Source organism: Cohnella nanjingensis (assembly GCF_014212125.1).
Taxonomy (GTDB): Bacteria; Bacillota; Bacilli; order Paenibacillales; family Paenibacillaceae; genus Cohnella; species Cohnella nanjingensis.
In genome coordinates this window covers 30,170-46,849 of sequence record NZ_JACJVP010000043.1, presented here as the reverse complement: position 1 = coordinate 46,849, position 16,680 = coordinate 30,170, and the positions used below count along the sequence as shown (strand labels likewise).

Annotated in this window: 18 protein-coding genes, 1 tRNA gene and 1 pseudogene; 8 read left to right on the top strand and 12 right to left on the bottom strand. The window is 61.0% G+C overall.

What is annotated here, in order from left to right:
• Positions 1-250 precede the first annotated feature (250 nt).
• Positions 251-1,417 (bottom strand): LolA family protein, encoded by a 1,167-nt coding sequence (locus H7C19_RS25355; protein ID WP_185671880.1) that lies wholly within the window; start codon positions 1,415-1,417, stop codon positions 251-253.
• Positions 1,418-1,831: 414 nt separating this feature from the next.
• Here H7C19_RS25355 and H7C19_RS25350 point away from each other — a divergent pair, with 414 nt between their 5' ends.
• Complete coding sequence (locus H7C19_RS25350; protein WP_185671879.1) at positions 1,832-2,842, top strand: S66 family peptidase; 1,011 nt, start codon at positions 1,832-1,834, stop codon at positions 2,840-2,842.
• Positions 2,843-2,981: 139 nt separating this feature from the next.
• Here the strand turns inward: H7C19_RS25350 and H7C19_RS25345 are convergent, their stop codons facing one another.
• Positions 2,982-3,833 (bottom strand): helix-turn-helix transcriptional regulator, encoded by an 852-nt coding sequence (locus tag H7C19_RS25345; RefSeq protein ID WP_185671878.1) that lies wholly within the window; start codon positions 3,831-3,833, stop codon positions 2,982-2,984.
• A gap of 146 nt (positions 3,834-3,979) precedes the next feature.
• Here H7C19_RS25345 and H7C19_RS25340 point away from each other — a divergent pair, with 146 nt between their 5' ends.
• Positions 3,980-4,822, top strand: a complete 843-nt coding sequence (locus H7C19_RS25340) for an NAD-dependent epimerase/dehydratase family protein (RefSeq protein ID WP_185671877.1) — start codon at positions 3,980-3,982, stop codon at positions 4,820-4,822.
• Between the two features lie 96 nt (positions 4,823-4,918).
• Here the strand turns inward: H7C19_RS25340 and H7C19_RS25335 are convergent.
• Positions 4,919-4,994: transfer RNA gene (locus tag H7C19_RS25335), tRNA-Lys, on the bottom strand.
• A 206-nt stretch (positions 4,995-5,200) separates the two neighbouring features.
• On the opposite strand from H7C19_RS25335, the gene H7C19_RS25330 reads away from it, so the two are divergent.
• Positions 5,201-7,126: an ABC-F family ATP-binding cassette domain-containing protein gene (locus H7C19_RS25330; protein WP_185671876.1), complete on the top strand. Its 1,926-nt coding sequence runs from the start codon at positions 5,201-5,203 to the stop codon at positions 7,124-7,126.
• A gap of 90 nt (positions 7,127-7,216) precedes the next feature.
• Here H7C19_RS25330 and H7C19_RS25325 read toward each other — a convergent pair whose 3' ends face one another.
• The 3 genes and pseudogenes from H7C19_RS25325 to fpuC form a co-directional block, all read right to left on the bottom strand.
• A complete protein-coding gene (locus H7C19_RS25325; protein WP_185671875.1) occupies positions 7,217-7,477 on the bottom strand; it encodes an ABC transporter substrate-binding protein in 261 nt (86 codons plus the stop codon).
• Positions 7,474-8,106 (bottom strand): DJ-1/PfpI family protein, encoded by a 633-nt coding sequence (locus H7C19_RS25320; RefSeq protein WP_185671874.1) that lies wholly within the window; start codon positions 8,104-8,106, stop codon positions 7,474-7,476. Before H7C19_RS25320 ends, H7C19_RS25325 begins: the two co-directional genes overlap by 4 nt.
• Positions 8,107-8,138: 32 nt before the next feature.
• Positions 8,139-8,363: pseudogene (fpuC, locus tag H7C19_RS25315) on the bottom strand (petrobactin ABC transporter ATP-binding protein FpuC); the annotation flags it as partial.
• 291 nt (positions 8,364-8,654) lie between these two features.
• On the opposite strand from fpuC, the gene H7C19_RS25310 reads away from it, so the two are divergent.
• Both H7C19_RS25310 and def read left to right on the top strand, forming a co-directional pair.
• The gene (locus tag H7C19_RS25310) at positions 8,655-8,897 is read left to right on the top strand and encodes a helix-turn-helix domain-containing protein (protein ID WP_185671872.1); all 243 of its coding nucleotides are present in this window, start codon (positions 8,655-8,657) and stop codon (positions 8,895-8,897) included.
• Between the two features lie 4 nt (positions 8,898-8,901).
• Positions 8,902-9,417: a peptide deformylase gene (gene def / locus H7C19_RS25305; protein WP_185671871.1), complete on the top strand. Its 516-nt coding sequence runs from the start codon at positions 8,902-8,904 to the stop codon at positions 9,415-9,417.
• A gap of 48 nt (positions 9,418-9,465) precedes the next feature.
• Here the strand turns inward: def and H7C19_RS35340 are convergent, their stop codons facing one another.
• The 3 genes from H7C19_RS35340 to H7C19_RS25290 all read right to left on the bottom strand — a co-directional run bounded on the left by H7C19_RS35340 (position 9,466) and on the right by H7C19_RS25290 (position 11,380).
• Entirely contained in the window at positions 9,466-9,597 is a 132-nt protein-coding gene (locus H7C19_RS35340; RefSeq protein ID WP_281384963.1) for a hypothetical protein, read from the bottom strand.
• 217 nt (positions 9,598-9,814) lie between these two features.
• Positions 9,815-10,336, bottom strand: coding sequence for an ankyrin repeat domain-containing protein (locus tag H7C19_RS25295; protein ID WP_185671869.1), 522 nt, complete (start codon positions 10,334-10,336; stop codon positions 9,815-9,817).
• A 93-nt stretch (positions 10,337-10,429) separates the two neighbouring features.
• A complete protein-coding gene (locus H7C19_RS25290; protein ID WP_246469775.1) occupies positions 10,430-11,380 on the bottom strand; it encodes an AraC family transcriptional regulator in 951 nt (316 codons plus the stop codon).
• Positions 11,381-11,547: 167 nt separating this feature from the next.
• Here H7C19_RS25290 and H7C19_RS25285 point away from each other — a divergent pair, with 167 nt between their 5' ends.
• The 3 genes from H7C19_RS25285 to H7C19_RS25275 are packed head-to-tail and all read left to right on the top strand — an operon-like array spanning position 11,548 to position 13,412.
• Positions 11,548-11,937, top strand: coding sequence for a GntR family transcriptional regulator (locus H7C19_RS25285; RefSeq protein ID WP_185671868.1), 390 nt, complete (start codon positions 11,548-11,550; stop codon positions 11,935-11,937).
• Positions 11,930-12,805 carry an ABC transporter ATP-binding protein gene (locus H7C19_RS25280; protein WP_185671867.1) on the top strand — a complete coding sequence of 292 codons (876 nt, stop codon included), beginning with the start codon at positions 11,930-11,932 and terminating at the stop codon, positions 12,803-12,805. The genes H7C19_RS25285 and H7C19_RS25280 overlap by 8 nt, the downstream gene beginning before the upstream one ends.
• Entirely contained in the window at positions 12,798-13,412 is a 615-nt protein-coding gene (locus H7C19_RS25275; protein ID WP_185671866.1) for an ABC-2 transporter permease, read from the top strand. Before H7C19_RS25280 ends, H7C19_RS25275 begins: the two co-directional genes overlap by 8 nt.
• Before the next feature lie 84 nt (positions 13,413-13,496).
• Here the strand turns inward: H7C19_RS25275 and H7C19_RS25270 are convergent, their stop codons facing one another.
• Genes H7C19_RS25270 through H7C19_RS25260 form a run of 3 tightly spaced genes read right to left on the bottom strand, consistent with a single transcriptional unit; the run spans position 13,497 to position 16,608 of the window.
• On the bottom strand, positions 13,497-14,579 hold the full coding sequence (locus H7C19_RS25270) for a Gfo/Idh/MocA family protein (RefSeq protein WP_185671865.1): 1,083 nt from the start codon (positions 14,577-14,579) through the stop codon (positions 13,497-13,499).
• Positions 14,580-14,612: 33 nt separating this feature from the next.
• Positions 14,613-15,587 (bottom strand): helix-turn-helix transcriptional regulator, encoded by a 975-nt coding sequence (locus H7C19_RS25265; protein WP_185671864.1) that lies wholly within the window; start codon positions 15,585-15,587, stop codon positions 14,613-14,615.
• A 31-nt stretch (positions 15,588-15,618) separates the two neighbouring features.
• Positions 15,619-16,608, bottom strand: a complete 990-nt coding sequence (locus tag H7C19_RS25260; RefSeq protein ID WP_185671863.1) for a Gfo/Idh/MocA family protein — start codon at positions 16,606-16,608, stop codon at positions 15,619-15,621.
• Positions 16,609-16,680: the final 72 nt, after the last annotated feature.

Genomic DNA, 16,680 nt, shown 5'->3' with positions numbered 1-16,680 from the left:
CTAATAAGGTAATGTTACCGGGTGCGTGCGGTACTGTCAACGAAACCGGCGCAGGCAACCTTTCCCTATTCCGGGTCCTGAGGGTCGGAACGACCCTGCCGGATGCCTGGTCGTCCTCGGCAGCACGGTATCCGCCGGAGACCGGGACCGTTCTGCGGGGGGCTAGCAACCGGAACGGGGCGGAATCGCAGGAAGAGCCGGTCGGTACGACCGGCTCTTCTCGGGCATGCGGGACGGGTGACGAATGATGTTACTTGCCGGATTGGTCGACGATGGCTTGGGCCACCTTGACCATCTCTTCTTGCGGCAGATCCACCGTCGTCAGACGATAGTCGACGCCGTCGTACGTCCAAGCGAGCGATTGCGTGTCGTCGCCGGAGAGCAGCCCCAGCGTGAACCCGAGATCCAGAATGATCCCTTGATTCGAGGAGACCGCGCGGTCCTTGGACTTCGTCTCCAGGAGCGAGAAGTCGTAGGTGCCGCTGTAGCGCAGCATGGCGCCCTGGCTGCCGTCGGCGAGCGAGATGTCTTGGGAGTCGCGCAGCTCCACGCCTTGCGGCAGCAGCTCGTGTACCGGTTCGATTGCCGAGAAGGTCTGGTCGGTTCCCGATGCCGCGGTATCCGGTTTGCCGCCGGCGCCGCCGTCTGCCGTGCCGTCCGGCGTCGCGACGGTCGGATCCGACGCGTTGGCGTCCGGGCTGGCGTTCGCGCCATTCGCGCCGTTCGCGCCGTCCGCAGCGCCTGACGGGCTGGGTTGATCTGTCGTCTGGCCGTTCGAGGAAGCCATGTTCTGCTGCATGTCGAACGCCGATTTCTCGAACTTCTTGCCGAATTGGAAGCTGTCGAACACGACGTCGACCATGACGTTGGCGTTCGTGTCCGTGACTTCCACTTTTTGCGGGGCATAGTCCTGCTTGTTCAGCCAGATCTTCTGCCGCGCGAAGGAGCCGTTCTGGTAGCTGCCGGCCATGACGTCGAAGACGTAGGCGTCCTTCTCTTTGGCGAACTGGCGGGAATTGTCGGTCGTAATGCTGTGCAGCAGCGTCTGATACAGGTAGACTTGGCCTTGATTCTCCGGCCAGTCGCTCTGGAAGCGGTAGCTCTTGTTCAGGCTCGGCGTGAGGACGAACACGCCGTCGTCGTTGCGCAGCACGATCTGGGTAATGTCGCGGCTCTCGCTCGTCAGCGCGATCCGGTAGAACTTCGGCTTCTGGTACCATACTTCCACCTTGTACTTCTGCGGCTGCTGCCCGGTGTGCAGCGTCATCGTGCCGCTGCCTTGATAGCTTTCCATTTTGTCGGCCACCTTGCTCAGATCCTTCACGATCGAATCCGCGTTCTTGCTGCCTCCGCATCCGGACAGGACGGCGGTCAGGAGCAAGGTGACGGCTAAGATCCATGGGAGCCTGCGACGCATTGCGATCAACCCCTCTGCGATTGGTTATTCCATGGTTCATTTCTATGAGGGGACTTGACCAATTATGCAGACTAGCATGACGAGCATGACGAGCTTTCCGGAACGAACTCAGCCCTGCCCCCTATACGGAGCGAGGCTGATCGTCGTGCATATGCGGCCATCGCCCGGCCCGTAACCCGATACTTCCGATCAAGCAAGCCGTGTCGCGAGCGGACAGCCATCGGCTCCACCCGCGACCGGGACGAACCAACCCGCTTCCCCCTTCGTTCCGGGAAAAAGAAGACCGACTTGCCGCATGCGGCCGTTGCGCTACCTCGCGCCAAAACGCATCGGCAGGAGCTTGCCGTCCATTCGCACTTGAATGCGGGACCTTCCGTTTCTATAATCAGGGAAACGACGAAAGGGGGATCGCCCATGTCCCGCATCCAATATCCCGCTCCTCTGCGAGCGGGCGATACCATCGGCGTCACCGCGCCCTCCAGCGGCGTAGAACCGCATCTGCACGACGTGCTCGCGCGTTCGAAGGCAAAGGTCGAACGACTCGGATTCCAGGTCGTCTACGGCGATACCGTCTGGCAGAACGGGAAATGCGTCAGCGCCTCGGCTGCCCGGCGGGCCGCGGAGCTTCAGCAATTCCTCCTCCATGCGGGGACGCAGGCCGTCATTCCGCCCTGGGGCGGCGAATTTCTGATGGACATCCTGCCCTTGATCGATTGGGCGTCCTTGCGCGCGCGGCCGCCGAAGTGGCTGTTAGGCTACTCGGATCTGAGCACCTTCATGTTCGCCTGCACCTTGCTCACGGGGCATGCGACCGCGCACGGCCCGAACTACGCGGACATCGGCTCCGATCAGCCGGACGCCACGGCGGACCGCTGGCTGGACGTGCTGGCGACGCCGGCTCTCGGCACGGTGCGCCAGCGCGCGTCGGCCGTGCACCGCTCCTCCTGGAGCGCGCCGGCGGCCGACGCGCCGACCCGGTGGGAGACGCTGGGCGGCGGCGAGGCCGCGTTCCGGGGCCGGCTCATCGGCGGCTGCATGGACACGATCTCCGTCTTGATCGGAACGCCTTACGCGCCGGTAGAGACGTTCGCCCGGACGTACGCGCAGGACGAAGGGCTCGTCTGGTACTTGGAGAGCTGCGAGATGAACGCGGCGGATCTGTACCGCCACCTCTGGCAGTTCCGGGCGAACGGCTGGTTCGAGCGGACGAACGGCGTCCTGATCGGCAGGCCCGCCGGCTACTCCGCCGTCAAGGACTTCGAGCTCGCCGACGCGCTCCGGCACGTCTACGGCGATCTGCCGTTTCCCGTCGTCCACGGCGTCGACGTCGGCCACGTTCCGCCGCAGCTCACCCTGGTGAACGGCGCCGTCGCCGTGGTTCGCTGCGCGGACGGCCAGGGCGAGATCGCGATGACTTTCGCTTGATCCGGAGCGGCGGCATTCTCCGGCTCCGAAGGGCGATGACAGGACAACCCGGCTTCGAACCGGAACAAGCGCAAAGGCCGGCCGAACGAACGCGAGAAGCGCAAGAGAGAAGCTTCTGCGGTCGCCGGGCCGGCCCTTTTTATGTCCTTACGGTCTCTTTCTCCGCCGCCAGCGCCCGAATCAACCGATCGGCCGTGCCCGGCGCGCAAGTATAGAGGATGAACTTCTGATCCTCCCGGTCGGGCGAGCGCAGCGAGACGTAGTCGAACTCGAGCTTCCCAAGCGCGGGGTGATCCATCCGCTTCGTGCCGTCCGGCAGGCCCCGCACGTCGTGCTTCGACCACCAGGAACGGAACGCCTCGCTCCGCGCTTGGAGCGCTTCGATCAGCTCCGCGAACCCCGGATCGCCCGGATACCTCGCGCTGTCGGCGCGGAATTGCGCCACGGAGCCGCGCGCGAGCTTCTCCCAATGGCGATGGGAGCGAAGCACCGGGCTCGTGAAGTTCCGCCAGATCATATTGCGCGAGAACGGGGGCGCGATCTCGGAGAAGCCGAAGACCAGCTCCGCCGCGCGGTTCCACGTCAACAGATCCCACCGCCTCCCGAGGACATAGGCGGGATGGGGATCCAGGGCTTGAACGGCCCGCTCGAGCCCCTCGCCCACGGTCTCTTCCTCCGGCAGCGGGGCGCCGTGGGAGGCCGACGAAGGCGGCTGGGCGAGCACGAACAAATGACGGCGCTCCGCCGCGTTCAACCGCAACGCCTTCGCCAGACTCTCCAGCACCTGCTCCGAAGGCTGCACGTCCCTGCCCTGCTCCAAGGATACGTACCAGGACGTTCCGATGTTCGCGAGCAGCGCCACTTCCTCGCGCCGCAGACCCGGCGTGCGTCTGCGCATCCCCGGCGGCAGGCCGACCTCGGCCGGCGTCAGCCGTTCCCTGCGGGACCGGAGGAAATCGGCCAAAGCTTGCCTGCGCTCCCGATCTTCCATTTGCGCTTCTCCTCCCCTAGCGGATCCTGACACTCCGAATCCTACGATCAAGCGACGCTGGTCGTAGAATGTCATTCCGACGATACTTGGATTGTAACATTGCGCGGTGTACACGACATCCATAACCGGAAGGGAAGCGAACATTCATGAACATTCTCGTTACGGGAGCGACCGGACGCGTCGGCAGCCGGCTCGTGCCCCGTCTGCTCCGGCAAGGACACGAAGTGCGGGTGCTGGCCCGCCGTCCGGAGGCTGCGGCCAGCCTTCAAGCGTTAGGCGCGGATATCGTCCCGGGCGACCTGCTGCGACCCGATTCGTTAACCGGCGCGGTCGCCGGGATCGACGCCGTCGTCCACTTGGCGGCCTTCTTCCGGGGAGCGACGCCGGAAGAGACGACGGCCGTGAACCTGGAGGGCACGCTGGCGTTGGCCCGGGCCGCGCTGCAAGCCGGCGCGCCCCGCTTCGTCTTCGCCAGCACCAACCTCGTCTACGGTCCCGGCGCGGAAGGCCGCGTCTTCCGGGAGACGGACGCCCCGAACCCCGCGGCGCCCTATCCGGCGACGAAGACCGCGGCCGAAGCGGCGCTGGCCGAGCTTCATCATCGCGAAGGGTTGGGCTTGCGGACGCTGCGCTTGGCGTTCGTCTACGGCGACGGAGACCCGCATCTCTCCGAGGGGCTCGGCTGGTTCCGCCGCTGGCGCCCCGAGCAGCGGATTCATCTCGTCCATCACGCCGACGTCGCGCAGGCGGCCGCGCTCGCGCTGTCGGCGGACGGAATCGACGGTCAGATCTATAATGTAGCGGATGGCAAGCCCGCCGCGGCAAGCGAGATCATGCAGCTGTATGGAGAGTCGTTCGAGGAGGGCGCAGAAGGAAGAGCCCACGATGCCGCCTGGCACCAGATCGTGGATACGGCCAAGCTTCGCGGGCTCGGTTACGTCCCGCGCTTCGCGGAGCTTCAGGATGCGGTAAGAGCGGATGCAATGTAGGCCGTAAAGTCAAAGCGACGTCAAAGAGACGTTATCCTCCCGGAAACGCAAAAAAGCAGCCGACGCGATGCGCCAAGCTGCTTCTCATCTTAGAAATGGTAGGCCCTGTGGGGATCGAACCCACGACCCGTTGATTAAGAGTCAACTGCTCTGCCAGCTGAGCTAAGGACCTAAGATGCGGTGTGTTCCGAACACTTGATTATAATAGCACATGCCTCGACCGAGAACAACCCCCTTCTTCATATTTTTTTGAGCATGCCGCTTTCCCTTAGCCGCGCGGTTCGAAGGGCGTCCCCGAGGGCGTCTCCAGGCGAATTGTGGTATGATACGGAGGATTATCCGCATCTCATCCTTATCCGGCAAAGTGGGTCGATACGCATGCACATCATGTCCATTGAACATATAACGAAGAGCTACGGCGACAAGATCCTGTTCGAAGACGTCACCTTCGGCGTGGAGGAAGGAGACAAGATCGGCATCATCGGCGTGAACGGCACGGGCAAGTCGACGCTGCTCAAGGCCGTCGCCGGCCTGGAGCCGCCGGACGCCGGCAGCGTCAGCATCGGCAGCCGCGCGGTCGTCCGGATGCTGGCGCAGGATCCGGCGTTCGCGCCGGGCGAGACGGCGCTGGAGCACGTGCTCGGCGGCGACTCGCCTCAGCTGCGGGCCGTGCGCGGCTACGCCGCCGCGCTCGAAGCGTTGGCGCTGCGACCGGAAGACGATGCGCTCCAAGCGAAGCTGATCGCCGCGAATCAGCGCATGGACGAGCTCGACGCCTGGACGCTGGAGAGCGAAGCGAAGACGGCGCTGTCCAAGCTCGGCATTCACGACTACGACGCGCGTGTCGAGACGTTCTCCGGCGGCCAGCGCAAACGCGTCGCCATGGCCGCGGCCCTGCTGCAGCCGTCTGACGTGCTTATCCTGGACGAGCCGACGAACCATATCGACAACGAATCGGTCGCCTGGCTCGAGAGCATGCTGCAGAAGCGCAGAGGCGCGCTCCTGATGATTACGCACGACCGCTACTTCCTGGACCGGGTCAGCAACCGCGTGCTGGAGCTGGACCGGGGGCGGGCTTACTTCTATGAAGCGAACTATAGCCGCTTCCTCGAATTGAAGCTGGAGCGGGAGGAGCGGGAAGCCGCTTCCGAGGCCAAGCGCAAAAACTTGCTGCGCAATGAGCTCGCTTGGATCCGTCGCGGCGCGCAGGCCCGCTCCACCAAGCAGAAGGCGCGGATCGACCGGTATGAAGCGCTCAAAGCGCAGGCTCCGAAGACGGCCGCGGGGAAGCTCGACGTGTCGGTCGCATCGTCCCGGCTCGGCCGCAAGATCGTGGAGCTGGACGACGTCTCCAAGGGCTACGGGGACCGCACGCTGATCCGCGACTTCAGCTATATTGCGGTGCCGGAAGATCGCGTCGGCATCGTCGGCCGCAACGGCACCGGCAAGTCGACGCTTCTGAAGCTGATCGCCGGCCGGTTGGCGCCGGACAGCGGCAGCGTCACGCTCGGCGAGACGGTCCGGCTCGGCTGGTTCTCCCAGGAGCACGAGGAGATGGACGAGAATCTGCGCGTGATCGAGTACATCCGCGAGGGCGCCGAGCAGATCCGTACCGCCGAGGGCGAGTCGATCTCCGCCGGACAGATGCTGGAGCGGTTCCTCTTCCCGCCAGCCGCGCAGTGGACGCCGATCTCCCGCCTCTCGGGCGGCGAGAAGCGGCGGCTTCAGCTGCTGCGCGTGCTCGTGGACGCGCCTAACGTATTGCTGCTCGACGAGCCGACGAACGATCTCGATATCGCGACCCTGTCCGTCCTGGAGGATTACCTGGACGACTTCCCGGGCGTCGTCTTCGTCGTCTCCCATGACCGCTACTTCCTGGACCGGACGGTCGACCGGATCTTCGCCTTCGAAGGCGAGGGCGTCGTCCTGCAGCATACCGGCAACTACTCCGAGTACCAGGAGCACGCCGATCGCCGACGGGCGCTCGAAGCTGCGGCCGAAGCGCCGAAGGCCGCGAAGACAGCCGCCCCGGCCGCTTCGGCAGCCGATGCCAAGGATCGTCCGACCAAGATGTCGTACAAGGACCAGAAGGACTTCGAGCAGATCGACGGCTGGATCGCGGAGACGGAGGGCGCGCTCGCCCGCGTCGCCGAGGATATGGAGGCCGCTTCCAGCGACTCCGCGCGGCTGCAGGAGCTGATGGCGGAGCAGCAGCGGCTCGAGACCAAGCTCGACCAGCTGCTCGAGCGCTGGACGGAGCTGAACGAGCTCGCCGAAGAGATCGCCTCGAGAAAGAAAGGGTAAACGCCGGCAAGCCCGGGGAGCGCCCGCCCGATAGCGCGCGGCGGGTCCCTGGGCTTATTGGTTCTTTCCGGTCGAAGGCGGTCTATCCGATTACGCGCGCCCCCCTGTTCGAGCCAGTTTTCGCTCATGCCTCGCCTGCATCGGGCATCGATACTCGAATGTTTGATCGATTTTCAAGCCCGGCGAGTTCACGAAATCCGATGGCAGAAAGACCATTCTCTTCTCCTTCACGGCACGCAAGGAAGACCATGCAGGATTGCTTTCCAAATCTTCTTTCAGCTTTTGCTTTCCGTATTCTTCCGTTCCGTGAACAATCATGAACAGATAGTCCGGATCCGCTTTGCATTTCAAAATGAATCCCTGCTTTCTGAGATTTGCTCGTCGAATCGAATGTCATATTCCATGAAACGAGCCGTCTCCTCCGCAACCCTCGTACCGAGCAATCGACGAATCATATGAAATGCCATATGAATACCGGCGGATATGCCCGCAGACGTGACAATCCGATCCTCGTCTACAAACTTCATGCCTTCGACAACGTTGATCTTCGGAAAATCATTTCTCATCCTCTCTATGCTCGCCCAATGCGTCGTCGCGCGTTTATTGTTCAGCAGGCCGTTTTTAGCCAGAAGAAAAGAACCCGTACACACGGAAGTCATCCACTTCACCTCTCCATGACGCTTGTTAATCCAATCCAGCAATACCTGATTGTCAATCTCTCGCCTCGTACCCATACCGCCGGGTATCACCAGCAGATCGAAGTATGGAGCGGTGACCAGGCTGTAGTCCGGCGTGACTTTTAAACCGTTCGTTGCCGTAATGAGCTTTCCTGTTTCTGAAATGGTCGACACTTCAAATGGCTGGTAAGCGTCTGCTTGCCCGCGATTGATTGTCGTGACCGCAAATACTTCGAAAGGGCCGGCAAAGTCGAGCACCTCTACATCGTCGAATAAAAGAATTCCTACTTTCCAAGTTTGCATAACCATTCTCCTCGCCTACTTTATTAATTTCATAAGGCCAATAAAGGGTCTTCCGCTGCTTGGTTCGGATCATGAAGAACCATAATGATCGTCATCCCGTGTTCCGAATTCAGTCGCTTGACCCATTCGATAATTTCCAACTGGTGGTGAATATCCAGAAAAGTTGTAGGTTCGTCTAGCAGGAGGACACGGGGTTGTTGCGCGAGCGCCATCGCAATCCAGGCGCGTTGCCGTTCTCCTCCGGACAGGCTCATGACGCTCCGGGTCGATAACGGCCTCAGATTCGTTAAATCTTGTCAATATCCACTCCCCCCGCAGCGCCGTTATCGGCTTCCCCCATCCAGACTCATACCTTCTCCTTCTCATCTTATCCCGGCATCCGGATGATTCATGATGCCCCATTCGAGCTATCTCTTGCGGGGCTCATGACAATTTGGTGAAGGAGAATAGCCTCGGCAGGCCAAGCCGAAAAAAGTTAGGTATTACCTAATATTTTATTATCGGTTATAATCGGAATCACCCGCAAATGAACCCGAGAGGTGAACGCGATGTTGGAGTGGATGCTACAGCAAGTGATGGCGGAGAGAGGCATTCGGAGCGGCGCCGAGCTGATGCGTCTGCTGCAGGACAAAGCCGGATACCGGCTGTCCCCGCCGTCCGTCAGCGCCTTGCTGACGAGCCAGCCGAAGCAGATGAAGAGGGATACGCTCGACGCGCTGTGCACGGCGTTGAATTGCACGCCGGGCGAGCTCTGGGTTCACAAGCCCATGACGCAAGTGAAGGGAGCTTAAACGCATGACCGTCAAGACTATTCTCCCTTTCGGAGACCCGATGTTACGGAAAGTCGCCAAACCCGTAGAAGCTGTCACCCCTCGTATCGGGAAGCTGCTCGACGATATGGCGGAGACGCTGTACGAGGCCGAGGGCCGGGCCGGCCTGGCCGCGCCGCAGGTCGGCTACCTGCGCCGCATCCTCGTGATGGATTGCGGAGACGGCTTGATCGAGCTGATCAACCCGGAGATCGTCGAGCGGAGCGGCGAGCAAGAGGGGACGGAGGCTTGTCTCTCCTTCCCCGGCTTCTACGGCTTCGTCAACCGTGCGAATTACGTGAAGGTGAGAAGTTTGAACCGCCAAGGCGAGACGTTCGAGCTGGAAGCGGAGGGCTTCCTGGCCCGCTGCATCCAGCATGAGACCGACCACCTGGACGGCATCTTGTTCATCGACCACGTTAAAGGCGGTTCCCTGTTCCATGAAAAGACCGGCGACAGGCTCAGCTTGTTCGAGGTGCGCAAGCTCGCGGGAACCCGATGAAGATGGGGCGGGCGATCTTTCGGCGTCCATAATCGAACTTCCCGCCGATCATTCGGCAATGAGATGCTTCGTTAATTCAAACAACCGCTGCGCCTTGGCCGGCTGCAAGGAATCGATCGACAGATCGACCGGCTTGTTCCGATCCCAAGCGATGAGCGGTTGCGGCAATGGGTTGTCCATAAGCCGGATGATCGGTTGGATGCTTTTCTCCACGGGCTGTGCGAAGAGCTTGCCCATCAACCGCATGATGGCCTTCAGCGGGAATAAAACTGCAGCGGGGCGCCATTTATAAACAGGCAGCGTGAGGGAAGATATCCCTGCGCTGCCTGTTGGCGTTCTAGCTCGATTGCCGACTTGTTCCGAATTCAAAATCCGCTTTCGGCGACTACTCTTAAAATTAGAGCAGGGCTCCGTTTTGGCGAAGAAGTTCCGCTACGTTAGGGTTCCCCTGCTTGATTGCAAGGGACAAAGGCGTTTCTCCGCCTTCCGTACTGGCGTTAACATCGGCTCCATGTTCGATTAACAAGCGAATGATTTCCAGGTTATCGTCATGGAATGCGGCAGTGTGCAAACAAGTATGTCCATTGCTGTCAAAAATCGTCGTCTGCGCGCGATGAGACAATAGCAGCTTGATCACATCCAAGTTACGCTCCCCTGCTAACGCGGCATGCAATGCCGTATTCGAAGGAATGAAAGAAATCTTGGAATGAGACAGCGCATCCACATCCGCACCAGAATGTAGCAATACCTGCACTGCATCCTTGTTGCCCATATGGGCCGCATACCCTAAAAGGGTAAGCCCGTCCCGATTTTCCGCATTTGCAAGATGCGGGTGAGATTCTACAATGTCTTTAAGCCGTGCAGCTTCGCCCGACTGAGCCGCTTGAAATGCATCATCAATGATTTGCGTTAACTCCATTCCTTTAGCCTCCTTTTCGATGGTTTTATGCTGCTGAAATTCGGGTTGTACTTCCAAATTATAACCGTGGTTAGAAAACTTGCTTCTTGAAAATCACCTTTTTTGACGAAATTGCGAAGGGGTCATCGAAAAACGCTTAGAGAATAGACTGCTAAACGTACTAGGACTCTGGAATCCGACGCTCAGACAAATATCGGTGATGGGCCAATCCGTTTGGAGAAGAAGCCTTTTCGATTCTTGAAGCCTTCTTCTTACTAAATACTGATAAGGAGACATGCCAAACAATTGCTTGTAACTTCTAAGGAAGTGGTTTGGCGACAAGCATGCAGCTCTAGCCGCATCCGTCAAGGTTAGGGATTGATCAAAGTACGCGCTTAGAAACTCATGACCCATATGAATTCTTTTATACAGTTCCTCGCGCGTCGAGGTTTTTAAGGACTGAAGTTTCAACATTTCTTGATGAACCTGTCGATGGACCTTTAGGAGCCCGTGCGCTAATTCGCATAACTTTTCTTCTAGCCAGGCTGCATCACGTTGCGGATCTGCATATTCGGACTTGATTTGAAACAAGCTTGCGGTTAACCAATGATCATGATAAGTTTTCTCAACAAAATCAACCGACATTTGCTTGGGTACGGCCGGGTCATCCAATAGTTGCTCATCGGATGTCATGATACTGCGATAGACCTCTTCAACCATCCTCTCGGGGAAAAAGATGCAGAAGGACTCCACAGGGACATCCGATTCGATGGTTATCGAATACTCCTGACCATGATTAAGCAACAGATAGTTCCCTTCCTCAACGGCAAAGTGCCCACGACCGGCATGATAGAACGCTCGTCCATTTTTAAATGTTTTAATGGATAATGCGCCTTTACCCTTCCAAAAATAATTCTTGCTCCTGGCATGCAGAATGGGATTATAGCCCCGATTCTCCCTCTTATTTATTGGCATCGTTTCCACCAACCCCCGTAGAATCTGCGCAAATGCGCCCAGCCGATCGGCAATGCGCCGCAGGCAGCAACCCTCCGGATCCGGCCTCATTCCTTTATTTTCCGGACGATTGATCCATTCTCCTGCCGAACATAAGCAACTTGCGACTTACTGGCGACGCATCCGAGCGACCCGGCGCTCCGCCCGCCTTGACACCCTCCGTGTATAGTGTATATATTAGTCATATACACTATGAACACTTGAAGAGACGGTGCCCGATGAACATCATCCTATCCAACGCCACCGACGAGCCGATCTACGCGCAGATCGCCCGGCAGATCCGCGAGCAGATCTGGTCGGGCAGCCTCGCGTCCGGCGCGCCGCTGCCCTCGATCCGGCAGCTCGCGAAGGATTTGCGAATCAGCGTCATCACCACCAAGCGCGCTTACGAGGAGCTGGAAAAGGAAGGCCTCATCGACTCCGTCGTCGGCAAAGGCTCCTTCGTCGCTGGCGTGAGCCCCGCCTTGCTCCGCGAACGGCGGCTCAGACGCGTCGAAGAGCTGCTCGAGGAAGCCGTCGGCGATAGCCGGGCGCTGGGCATGGGACTGGACGAACTCGTCGGCCTGCTTGCGATTTTGTACGAAAACGGGGGAAGCGAACATGAGTGAGCAAGCCATCGAGCTCCGGCAGGTGAGCAAGCGCCAGGGCGCCTTTCGGATGGAAGACGTCACCCTGGATATCCGCAAAGGCTACATCACCGGCCTGATCGGCCCGAACGGAGCCGGAAAAAGCACGCTGATCCGGCAGATCCTCGGCATGTCGCTGCCGGATGCGGGGACGGTGCGCGTCCTCGGCATGCCCATGCCGGAGCGCGAGGACGAGATCCGCCGGCGAATCGGATTCGTCGCGGACGAGAGCCCTTTTTACGAGCATCTGAGCATCCGCGGCATGGCCCGGATCGTCGCCCCGTTTTACGCCGATTGGGACGAACGCGTTTTCCGAACCTATCTCGACCGCTTCGAATTGACGGCCGGCGCGAAGATCCGCAGCCTGTCCAAAGGGATGCGGATGAAGCTCTCCATAGCGATCGCGTTCTCCCATCAACCGGACCTGCTGATCATGGACGAACCGACGGCCGGACTCGACCCCGTCTTTCGCCGGGAACTGCTCGACCTGCTCGCGGACTATGTGCAGGACGAGCGCCGGACGGTCGTCTTTTCCACGCACATCACGACCGATCTGGAGCGGATCGCGGATTATATCGCGTTTCTGCATCGCGGACGCCTGCAGTTTTGCGAGCCGAAGGACGACGTCCTAGATCGCTACGCGCTCGTCAAGGCCGGACCGGATCTGCTGGACCGGGAGGTGCGCCGATCGTTCGTCGGCATCCGGGAAACCGCCGTCGGCTTCGAGGCGCTGAGCGCCGACCGGGAGGCCGCCGTCCGCCTGTTCGCGGGCTATGCGAGCGTCGAGCGCCCTACGCTGGAGGACATCATGTACTTCACCGCGAAAGGAGAACCGTCCGTTCATGCTTAATCTCGTGCGCAAAGATCTGCTAATTCTCAGATACTTGTACCTCTTTGTCGTCGGATACGCGCTGTTCATGGGCTTCATGAACGTCCGGACGGTTTTCACGACCGGCCTGCTGGCGCCCCTCATGCTGCTCGCCATGGTCGCGACGATCGAGACGCGCAACCGGGCGATGGCTTTCGTCGGCAGCCTGCCCGTCCGGAGGCGCGACATCGTCGCCGCCAAGTACGCCACGGTCCTGATCTTCGTCGCGATCGGCGTTCTGCTCTCCTGCGCTGCCCGGTGGATGTACGGCGAGATGTTCCGGCTTGAATCGACCGGAAGCTATGGCTCGGACGCCTGGATCGTCACGCTCGTCGGGCTGCTGTTCGGCTCCGTCTATTGCCCGCTGTATTACGGCCTGGGCCATAAGGGGCTGTACCTCGTGAACTTCCTCTCGTTGGCCACGATTTTCGCGGCGAGCGCGATCATGTTCCGATTCTTGGACGATGCCGCCCTGGCCCAAACCGGTCCCGCGGCGATCCTGCTGTCGCTGGCCGCCGCGGCCGCGCTCCTGCTCGCGTCTTATCTGCTTTCCCTTCGGATCGTCCGGCGCAAGGATCTTCATTATTGAGACCGGTAGATGCCCGGTCCGCGCGGAACGAAACAAGCCCCGTTCCTCTCTAGGAGGAACGGGGCTTGCCTGTATTTCAAGCGATTAGTTCGGCAGCTCGACCGACACTTCGCGGCGCGCTTCCGCGGAACGCAGGACGCCGTCGATGATCGCTTGCTGAATGAGGATCTGCTCGCCGGGGATCGGCGCCGGACGGCCGTCGCGCACCGCCTCGGCGAAGTCGCGCACCTTCTCGTCGAACAGATTGAGCGAATGGCCGATGAGCGGAACGTTCGTCGACGTGTGACCGCCGAAGTCGTCGTGGAACATCGTCATCGCGCCGACCGCGCCGTCCCAGACGCCGGACCATGGGCCCGAGCCGGCCGGCGTGACCTTCAGGCCGGCGTCCGTGCCGAGGAACATCGTCGCGCCGAGCGTATCCATGTGCATCGCCCAGGAGATCTTGAACTGCAGCACCAGATCGTTCTCGAAGCGCACCATCGCGACGCCGAAGTCTTCGACTTCGAACTTGGCCGCTTCGGGATGGTAGACCGGATTCGTGCCGAAGTGGTTGGACGTGAACGCCGAGACGGATACCGGACGCGGATAGCCCATCGTATTCAGCGCCATGTCGAGCGAGTAGCAGCCGATGTCGGCCATCGCGCCCGCGCCGGCGAGCTTCTTGCTGATGAACGTGCCGCCCGGCATGCCGCGGCGGCGGCCGCCGCCCGTCTCCACGTAGTAGACTTTGCCGAGACGGCCCGATTGCACGATGTCTTGCAGCAGCTTCATGTTCGGGTCGTAGCGCGGCTGGAAGCCGAGCGTCAGCATCCGGCCCGTCTCGCGCGCCGTCTGCGCCATCTCGAGCGCCTCGGCCAGCGTGACGGACATCGGCTTCTCGAGCAGCACTTGCTTGCCGGCGCGCAGCGAGTCGACGGCCGTACGGTGGTGCGAGACGTTCGGCGTACAGATGCTGACGCCGTCCAGATCTTGGGCCAGCAATTCGGTGTGGCTGTCATAAGCGGCCGTATCCTTCAAGCCCTCCAGCTCGGTGAACTGACGGGCTTTGCCCGGGATGACGTCCGCGACCGCGACGATCTCGACGAACGGAAGCTTGCGGTAGGCCGATACGTGGGCGCGGGCGATGCCGCCGGTGCCGATGATGCCGATTTTCACTTTTTGACTCATAGGAATGATTGCCTCCTTGGGTGTCGTCCCCGCTCAACGCACGCCATGCAAGCGACGGTAAGCCGAGGGCGTCATGCCGAATTTGTGTTTGAATACCGGGTAGAGATAGTTCGGGTTGACGAAGCCGTGCTCGAGCGCGATCTCTTCGATCGGCCGCTCCGTCTGCAGCAGGTCCGAGCTGATCCGCTGCAGGCGGACGTGCTCCACCCAATCTCGGAACGTCGTCCGTCCTTCGCTCTGGAAGATGCGCTGCAGCTGCCGCGGGCTCACCTGCACCCGCTCCGCCACTTCCTCCAGCGTGATCGGCCGCGCCGCGTTGTCCTCGATGTACTGGATGGCGAGGCGGAACCGGTGATCCTTCATGTCCCGCTCCGGAATGTTGCCCGCGTCCTCGGGAGACGCGTGCACCCGCGCCGCGCGCAGCAGGATCTGGATCATCGTCTGCTTCACGGTCGTGTAGAAGCCGACGGGCTGCTCCTCCCACGCCCGGTACGCGTCCAGGAAAGCGCTCATCGCCTGATACCGGTCGAGCGTCGGCGCGGGCGGCATCGTCTGCAGCAGGCGGATGCACTCGTCCGCCTCCCTTACTTCGAGCGAATCGCCCCATTCGGTTCCGCTGCCGGTCTCGAGCGGGACGATCTCGCAGTGCAGGCACAGCTCGTACATCGGTTCCGCATCGTCCGAGCGCTGCTCGTGGACGACGTCGGGGCCGGTCAGATAGAACAAGCCTTCATGCAGCTCGTAAGCGGCGCCGTCCGCGAAGGTCACCGTGCCTTTGCCCTTCGGGATGAAGTGGAATTCGAACTCCGAGTGCTTGTGGAAGGAGATGACGTGCCCCGGCGCAAAGGCCGCCAGATGGCAGTGCAGCACGCGGATGCCGTAGCGTCCCCAGCGGAACCGCAGGTCGAGCCTATCCAGCGCGTCGCGCTTGCGCGCCATCCGCGCGAACGGGAAGGGCGTCTCGCCCGCCTTGCGCTCCAGCGGATCGGGTCTTCCGTCCATCAGCATGCCTCGCGCCTCCTTCCGCTGCCTCTCGTGATTAAGCTTGCAGTTCCGCGATGCGGATCGGGCGTCCTTCCGAGACCGAACGGTTCGAAGCTTCCATCAGCTTCGTCAGATCGACGGCCAGGCCGACGTTCTCCGCCGCTTCGGTACCGTTCTGGATATGGCCGACCCACTCTTCGAACGCGTACGGCTTGCGGTCGCCGATCGGCACTTCCTGCCAGCCCTCGCCCTTCGCGTTGCTGCGCACCTTCAGCTTCTCTTCGGGGAAGCCGAACAACAGCGTGCCGTCCGTGCCGTGCAGCTCGATGGAGAACGGCGAGTGGCTGTTGACGAAGCCCGCTTCCACGATGCCGATCGCGCCTTCCGAGTAGGAGAGGACGGCCACGGCGTTGTCTTCGACTTCGCGGCCCGATACGTAGCCGTAGGTAGCGCTTACCGTATCCGGCAGCCCGAGGAACAGACGCACGAGATACATCGGGTGGCAGCCGAGATCGATCAGCGCGCCGCCGCCGCATTGTTCCTTGGAGTAGAAGTGCGCCGGCAGCCAGTCCGCGGTTGAACCGTTGTGCGACAGCCGGACGCGGGCCAGCGTCAGCTTGCCGAGCGAGCCTTCCGCCAGCACTTCGCGGATCGTCTGCGTATAGGAATCGTACAGGCGCGGCAGCGAGACGGTCAGCTTCACGCCGGCTTGCTTCACCGCGTCCAGAATCTCGTTGACTTCATGCAGCGTAGGCGCGACGACCTTCTCGGTGAAGATATGCTTGCCGGCTTGCGCCGCCTTCACCATGACGTCCCGGTGGATATTCGTCGGCGCGTCGACGACGACCGCGTCGATATCGTCCCGCGCGAGCAGCTCGTCCAGGGAGGCGATGAACGGCACGCCGTACTTGGTCGCCTTCTCCTCGCCGCGCGCCGGAATCTCGTCCCAGATCGCGGCGATCTCCGTATCCGGGTGATCCAGTACTTGCTTCGTATAGTCTTCCGCATGCACATGCCAATAGCTCAACATGCCGATCCGTATCATTTCGCTTCGCCCCTTACTTCAAATATACGACACATGGTGAAGATAACACACCCCAACAGGTCGTTTAAATAT